This window comes from Tabrizicola sp., assembly GCF_016793705.1.
Lineage (GTDB): Bacteria > Pseudomonadota > Alphaproteobacteria > Rhodobacterales > Rhodobacteraceae > Tabrizicola.
The window spans coordinates 1-6,694 of sequence record NZ_JAEULO010000036.1 but is presented as its reverse complement, the minus strand read 5'-3'; the positions used below and the strand labels follow the sequence as shown (position 1 = coordinate 6,694).

The window sequence follows — 6,694 nt, the reverse complement described above, 5'->3', positions numbered from 1 at the left end:
GTGGGGTTGGTCACGGCCTGCCGCTTGGCGGGCTGGCCGACCAGGCGTTCGCTTTCCGTGAAGCCGACGATGGAGGGCGTCGTGCGCGCGCCTTCCGAATTCTCGATCACCCGGGGTTGCGAACCATCCATGATGGCAACGCAGGAGTTGGTGGTCCCGAGGTCGATCCCGATGACTTTGGCCATGTGTGTATCCCTTTACTTCAGGCGATGTTCCGGCAAGGACCCTCGATGCGCAGGCATCCCCACCTTGTGAAAAGCGTCAGGTCTGGCGGCCCGGCGCCCGTGTGTGGCGTATATAGGCAGGCGTTTTCGGGCCTGCAACGGTTGCCGCGCGGGGTGCTGCGCGAATCTTCGGCGCCGATGCGCGGAATTCCGTAAAACTGTCGGATTACGATTTACGAAGTCTCACGGCAGGCCCAGGCGGCAGCAGCCGGACAGGCGCCCGCCCCGGCCGGATACCGTCAGGAAAAGATCGGAGGCGATGCCGAAGCGTCGGTCGGACATGCCGTCGGAGCATTCGGCAGGTGTGAGGACGAGAACTCCTTCCGGCAGTTCGACGGCAGCGGCCCCCGACGAGATGAGCGCGGGCCAGGTGGTCGTAATCGGCAAGGCCCGAGCGGTCGGGTCATCGGGTGCCCGGAACCGGGACGCCCAGTTGGCAGGGTCGATCTGCAGCGACCAGAACGGCTCGGTCCCGAGGCAGACAAGAGGGCTTTTCAGCAGGTTCCAGTCGAGGTCGTCCGCGCGCTTCAGAAACTGCATCGAAGCGAAGCCCGTGCCTTCAGCGGCGTTGACCACCGCCCAGCCGTCCTGCACGGCGACGACTTCGACCCCGGTGGCTTCGGGGGCGAGCGTCCCGATGATCCGCGCATCTGCCGAAGGTTGTTCCCGGATATTCAGCACGTCGTCCGAAGCCACCCCGGTCACGTCATGCAGCGCCGGATAGACCTCGGCCCGCAGGGGAAGCGCAAACGCCAGTAGCAACAGGAAGACCCGCATCACCGCCGCTTGCCCCAGCTGGCCGAGGCATGCTGGCGGGTGAAGAATTCCGCCATCAGCCCGATCAGGATGCAGATCAGCGCGTATTTGATCGCGTAGTGATAGTCGGTGTAGCGCGGCGTGTAGTTCAGGAAGACAAAGCCCCGCGCCTGGTCGATGGTGTGGAACAGCGGGTTCCAGTCGAACAGGTCGCGCCGCTTTGGTGCCAGGTTGTTGGCCAGCACCATCTTGCCCGAGGCGATCATGTTGGCCCGCGTGTAGAGCAGCACCAGGATTCCCACCAGCTCGGGCTGCCAGGGCTTGGCCGACAGGAACACCATGCCGATGCCGATGCCGGTGAACCAGGACAGCAGGTACATCCCCAGCATCCCGACGGGCTCGTCGATGGTGACCGGGTTCCAGGCGGCATGATAGACGAACAGGATGACCCCGGCCGACAGCGTCTGCTGGTAAAGCGAGGACAGCGCGGCCCCCATGATCGAGATGATCGGGTTCATCGGCGCGTGCATCATCATCGTCGACGTCGGCCCGTCCGCGGCCGAGACGGCGCGGATGGCCTTGATATGCGTCATGAACATGAAGACGCCCGACATGACGTACAGCATGAAATCGCCCCGCACGGCGATCCGGCGCATCCCGAAGAGCTGCATCATGAAGAACATGACCAGAAGCATGATCAGCGACTGCACGATCGACATGACCAGGCCCAGCACCGCATTGTTGTGCGACTTGCGCAGGTTGCGGACCGCGACGTGGTAGATCAGCTCCAGCGTCTCGAACGCCAGGCTGAGCCAGGACCGCGCAACGGGCTTGTGTCGGAACATGCGTCTTTCCTTCCGGTCGGCATCCTGTACCAGGAAATCTTGCCGTTCCGTTGACGGCGAAGGATAAGGGCCCCCGGACCTTTGATCAATCGCCACGGGGACTGTGATGGATTTTGCCGAACTGATGCCGCTTTTCCGCCGATTGGCGCTGGAGGCGGGTGCGCGCATCCTTCGGGTCTACCACGGCCCGGATTTCGAGGTCCGCGCCAAGGGCGACGCTTCGCCGGTGACAGAGGCCGATCTTGCCGCCGATGCCGTCATCTCGGCGGGCCTGCGTACCGCCTTCCCGGACGTACCGCTGATCACCGAGGAACAGGCCGCCAGCCACGCGCTGACCGCCCGGACCTTCATCATCGTCGATCCGTTGGACGGCACCAAGGAATTCGTTCAGCGCCGCGGCGATTTCACCGTGAACATCGCCTATGTCCAGGATGGCGTGCCCACCCGTGGCGTCGTCTATGCCCCCGCCAAGGGGCGCCTGTTCTACACCCTGCCCGATGGCACCTCGGTCGAGGAGACCGGCCCCTTCGGCCCCGAACCGGGGCCCCTCGCGCCGCTCAAGGTCTCCGCCCCCGACAATGCAGCCCTGATGGTCGTCGCCTCGAAATCGCACCGCGATCAGGCGACCGACGACTACATCGCCCGCTACGCCGTCCGCGACATGACTTCCGCCGGGTCCAGCCTGAAGTTCTGCCTTCTCGCCACCGGCGAGGCCGACCTCTACCCCCGCTTGGGGCGCACGATGGAATGGGACACCGCCGCCGGAGACGCTGTCCTGCGCGGGGCAGGGGGCCGCACCGTCCGCTTCGACGACCACCAGCCGCTCGCCTATGGCAAGCCCGGCTGGGACAACCCCTTCTTCATCGCCTATGCTCCGGGGGTCGTGCTGAAATGAAGACCCTGATCGCCATCCCTGCCCGCTATGCCTCCACCCGTTACCCCGGCAAGCCATTGGTCACGCTCAAAGGTCCCGATGGCGAGAAGACCCTGATCCGCCGCAGTTGGGAGGCGGCGATGGAGGTGCAAGGCGTCGACCGCGTCGTCGTCGCTACCGATGACGCCCGCATCGCCGACCATGCCAGCGGCTTCGGGGCCGAGGTGGTGATGACCTCCCAGGACGCCCGCAACGGCACCGAACGCTGCGCCGAGGTGGCTGTGAAGCTCCCCGGCTACGACCTGATCGTGAACCTGCAAGGTGACGCGCCGCTCACCCCGGCATGGTTCGTCGAGCATCTCGTCGCGGGCATGACCGCCGACCCCGGCGCCGACATCGCCACCCCGGTCCTGCGCTGCGACGGCCGGGCCGTGGCGGGCTTCCTCGCCGACCGCCGCGCAGGCCGCGTCGGCGGCACCACCGCCGTCTTCGGCGACCGGGGCCGCGCGCTCTATTTCTCCAAGGAAGTCATCCCCTACACGGGTCGCGACTACGCCCCGGACGAGCCCACCCCGGTCTTTCACCATGTCGGCGTCTACGCCTACCGCCCGGCCGCACTGGCGGCCTATCCCTCCTGGCCCATGGGTCCGCTGGAAACCCTGGAGGGGCTGGAACAGCTGCGCTTCCTGGAACAGGGCCGCCCCGTCCTCTGCGTCGAAGTCGAAGCCAGGGGCCGCCAGTTCTGGGAGCTGAACAATCCCTCCGATGTCGCAATCATCGAAGCCATGCTCGCCACAACCTCTGCCTGAAAAGCGATCGCAGAGGGTAAGGATTGTCGCCCTGCTGTCGTTTTTTGATGCGAAGGAGGGCCTGCTGGTGCAGTTTACGAATATTGCCGCGGCACTGCCCGCTTAAGGTCAGATTCGCCTGCGAACGACATTGAGTCGAGATTTTATCAAGACCGGATGGGGTTGGGACGAGTCATGAAGACCAGAAAGATCACCAAGGCAGTATTTCCCGTGGCGGGGCTTGGAACGCGCTTCCTGCCGGCCACCAAGTCGATCCCGAAAGAGATCATGACGCTGGTCGACCGACCGCTGATCCAGTACGCCATCGACGAGGCCCGCGCCGCCGGGATCAAGGAATTCATCTTCGTGACTTCGCGCGGCAAATCCGCGCTGGAGGATTACTTCGACCACGCGCCGGAACTGGAATCCGAGCTGAAGAAGAAGAACAAGACCGACCTGCTGGAAATCCTCAAGGACACCAACATGGATTCGGGCGCCATCGCCTATGTCCGGCAGAACCGGCCCATGGGCCTTGGCCATGCCGTCTGGTGTGCCCGCCGCCTGATCGGCAATGAGCCCTTCGCCGTCCTTCTGCCCGACGACGTGATCGCCGCAGAAACCCCCTGCCTGCAACAGATGGTCGAGGCCCATGCCGAAACCGGCGGCTGCATGGTCGCCGCGATGGAGGTCGCGCCGAAGCGGACCTCCAGCTACGGCGTGCTGGACATCGCCGAGGACAATGGTGCCATCGTCCAGGTCAAGGGCATGGTGGAAAAGCCAGCGCCGCAGGATGCTCCCTCGAACCTTGCGGTGATCGGGCGCTATATCCTGACGCCCAAGGTCCTGACCAACCTCAACAAGATCAAACAGGGCGCGGGTGGAGAGATCCAGCTCACCGACGCCATTGCGCAGGAAACGAAAAAGCCCGGCGGCGTCTTCGGCCTGCGCTTCCGGGGCCAGCGCTACGATTGCGGTTCGAAGATCGGCTTCCTTCAGGCGACCGTCGCCTTCGGCCTGTCGCGCCCCGAATTCGGCGAGGAATTCTCGGACTTCCTGCACGAGCTGACGGCAATGCAGAAGGCTGCGCAATAGGCTTGGGCGGCCGGGGCGAGAGAGGAAGCTTTCCCCGGGGCCTGCCCCATGCCTGCGCCATAGGCGAGCTTTCGGACCCTCCCGGCGCCCTGACCGGGGCGCTTCTGGCGCTGAAGCTGCGCCTCCGCCGCCAGCGTCTGCTCATGCGCGCGGTGCGGAAACGCCGCCAGCTTTCGGTGGTGACGGACCGCACCGCGCAGATCAACCCCAGCGACGTCCTCTGCTTCCTCTGCCTGCGGAACGAGGCCCATCGCCTGCCGCATTTCCTGCGCCACCACCGCGCGCTTGGGGTCCGGCATTTCCTCGCGGTGGACAACGCCAGCACCGACGGCTCTGCCGACCTGCTCGCTGACCAGCCCGATGTCTCGCTCTGGCGCACCCCCGCCAGCTACAAGGCCTCGCGCTTCGGGATGGACTGGCTGACCTGGCTTCAGATGCGCCACGGCCATGGCCACTGGTGCCTCACGCTCGATGCCGACGAGCTGCTGGTCTACCCTTATTGGCAGACCCGCCCCCTGCCCGCCCTGACTGGCTGGCTGGAGGCTCAGGGCCACGACAGCTTCGGCGCGCTGACGCTGGACATATATCCCGAAGGCCCGGTCTCGCAGGGGCAGGTCGGGCCAGAGGATGACCCGATCCGGCACCTGTCATGGTTCGATGCCGGCAACTACCAGGTCCAGGTCCAGCCCCGGATGCGCAACCTCTGGGTCCAGGGCGGCGCCCGCGCCCGCGCCTTCTTCGCCGCCGATCCCCGCCGCGCGCCCACGCTGAACAAGACCCCGCTGGTCCGCTGGCACTGGCGCAACGCCTACGTCAACTCCACCCACGCCCTCTTGCCCCCCCGCCTGAACCAGGTCTACGCCATCGACGGCGGAGAGCTGACCTCCGGCATCCTTCTCCACACCAAGTTCCTGCCCGGCATCACCGACCGTTCCGCCGAGGAAAAGGCGCGGGGTCAGCATTTCGGCGACGCCAGCCAGTATGCCGCCTACTACGACCGCCTCACCGCCGACCCGGTCTTGCACTGCGCCGCCTCCACCCGCTACACCGGCTGGCGGCAGTTGGAGGCTTTGGGCCTGATGTCGCGGGGCGGCTGGATATGACGGGACACGCATGGGCCTGATCGACCTCGTCCGCCTGCGCACCCGGCGCAAATACCTGCTCGCCCGCGCCTGGCGCCGTGGCCGTCAGCTGACCCCCGTCACCGACCGCACCGCCAACCTTCCCGCGCAGCCGATCCTCCTCTTCTCCACCATCCGCAACGAACGCATCCGGCTGCCGTATTTCCTGACCTACTACCGCCGCCTCGGGGTGGACCACTTCCTCATCGTCGACAACGGCTCCGATGACGGCACCCGCGACTACCTCGCCGACCAGCCCGATGTCTCTGTCTGGTCCGCCACCGCCGGCTACAAGCAGTCGCGCTTCGGCATGGACTGGATGATGCATCTCCTCCGCCGCCACGGCCATGGCCGCTGGTGCCTGACCGTCGACGTCGACGAATTCCTCGTCTACCCGTTCTGCGAGACCCGCCCCCTCCGCGCCCTCACCGACTGGCTCGACAACGCCGACATCCCCAGCTTCGCCGCTATGATGCTGGACATGTATCCCAAGGGCGCGATGCACGAACAGCCCTACCGCGAGGGCCAGAACCCCTTCGAGATCGCCCCCTATTTCGACAGCGGCAACTACCTGATCAACCGCAACCCGCTCTATCGCAACCTCTGGATCCAGGGCGGTCCCCGCGCCCGCCTCTTCTTCCCAGACCGCCCGAAACACGCCCCCGCGATGAACAAGATGCCGCTCGTGAAGTGGCACCGCGCCTACGCCTATGTCTCCTCGACCCACATGGCTCTCCCCCGCCAGCTGAACCTCACCTACGAGGACCAGGGCGGCGAGCGTCCCTCCGGCGTCCTCCTCCACGCCAAGTTCCTGGATACCTTCGCCGCCAAGGCCGCCGAGGAACTGGCCCGCGGCCAGCACTATGCCGAAAGCCACGAATACCGCGCCTACCGCGAAGGCATCGCCCGCGAGCGCGATCTCTGGTGCAATTGGAGCGAGAAATATGTCAACTGGCGCCAGCTGGAGGTGCTGGGCCTGATGTCGAAAGGAAAC

At 65.7% G+C, this 6,694-nt stretch carries 8 protein-coding genes; 5 read left to right on the top strand and 3 right to left on the bottom strand.

All coding sequences use genetic code 11. The features are described 5' to 3' along the window. From JNJ68_RS08645 to JNJ68_RS08635, 3 genes are all read right to left on the bottom strand, one after another. A partial coding sequence (locus JNJ68_RS08645) for an Hsp70 family protein (protein ID WP_294981487.1) occupies positions 1–185 on the bottom strand: 185 nt, incomplete at its 3' end. Between the two features lie 222 nt (positions 186–407). Further along, on the bottom strand, positions 408–1,001 hold the full coding sequence (locus tag JNJ68_RS08640) for an SH3 domain-containing protein (RefSeq protein ID WP_294981485.1): 594 nt from the start codon (positions 999–1,001) through the stop codon (positions 408–410). After that, entirely contained in the window at positions 1,001–1,825 is an 825-nt protein-coding gene (locus JNJ68_RS08635) for an ABC transporter permease (protein ID WP_294981483.1), read from the bottom strand. The genes JNJ68_RS08640 and JNJ68_RS08635 overlap by 1 nt, the downstream gene beginning before the upstream one ends. 106 nt (positions 1,826–1,931) lie before the next feature. Between JNJ68_RS08635 and cysQ the strand changes: the two genes are divergently transcribed. The 5 genes from cysQ to JNJ68_RS08610 all read left to right on the top strand — a co-directional run. Then, positions 1,932–2,720, top strand: a complete 789-nt coding sequence (gene cysQ / locus JNJ68_RS08630) for a 3'(2'),5'-bisphosphate nucleotidase CysQ (protein ID WP_294981481.1) — start codon at positions 1,932–1,934, stop codon at positions 2,718–2,720. Then, complete coding sequence (locus tag JNJ68_RS08625; RefSeq protein ID WP_294981479.1) at positions 2,717–3,508, top strand: manno-octulosonate cytidylyltransferase; 792 nt, start codon at positions 2,717–2,719, stop codon at positions 3,506–3,508. The genes cysQ and JNJ68_RS08625 overlap by 4 nt, the downstream gene beginning before the upstream one ends. A gap of 174 nt (positions 3,509–3,682) precedes the next feature. After that, positions 3,683–4,579 (top strand): UTP--glucose-1-phosphate uridylyltransferase GalU, encoded by an 897-nt coding sequence (galU, locus tag JNJ68_RS08620; protein WP_294981469.1) that lies wholly within the window; start codon positions 3,683–3,685, stop codon positions 4,577–4,579. 2 nt (positions 4,580–4,581) lie between these two features. Then, entirely contained in the window at positions 4,582–5,682 is a 1,101-nt protein-coding gene (locus JNJ68_RS08615) for a glycosyltransferase family 2 protein (RefSeq protein WP_363165641.1), read from the top strand. A 10-nt stretch (positions 5,683–5,692) separates the two neighbouring features. Beyond that, the coding region (locus tag JNJ68_RS08610) for a glycosyltransferase family 2 protein (RefSeq protein WP_294981466.1) at positions 5,693–6,694 on the top strand (1,002 nt) is incomplete at its 3' end.

What these genes read in the sequence shown, in the direction of transcription:
- galU (WP_294981469.1), top strand. Translation starts at nt 3,683, where the DNA reads ATGAAGACCAGAAAGATCACCAAGGCAGTATTTCCCGTGGCGGGGCTT.
- JNJ68_RS08640 (WP_294981485.1), bottom strand. Translation starts at nt 1,001, where the DNA reads ATGCGGGTCTTCCTGTTGCTACTGGCGTTTGCGCTTCCCCTGCGGGCC.
- JNJ68_RS08635 (WP_294981483.1), bottom strand. Translation starts at nt 1,825, where the DNA reads ATGTTCCGACACAAGCCCGTTGCGCGGTCCTGGCTCAGCCTGGCGTTC.
- JNJ68_RS08625 (WP_294981479.1), top strand. Translation starts at nt 2,717, where the DNA reads ATGAAGACCCTGATCGCCATCCCTGCCCGCTATGCCTCCACCCGTTAC.
- cysQ (WP_294981481.1), top strand. Translation starts at nt 1,932, where the DNA reads ATGGATTTTGCCGAACTGATGCCGCTTTTCCGCCGATTGGCGCTGGAG.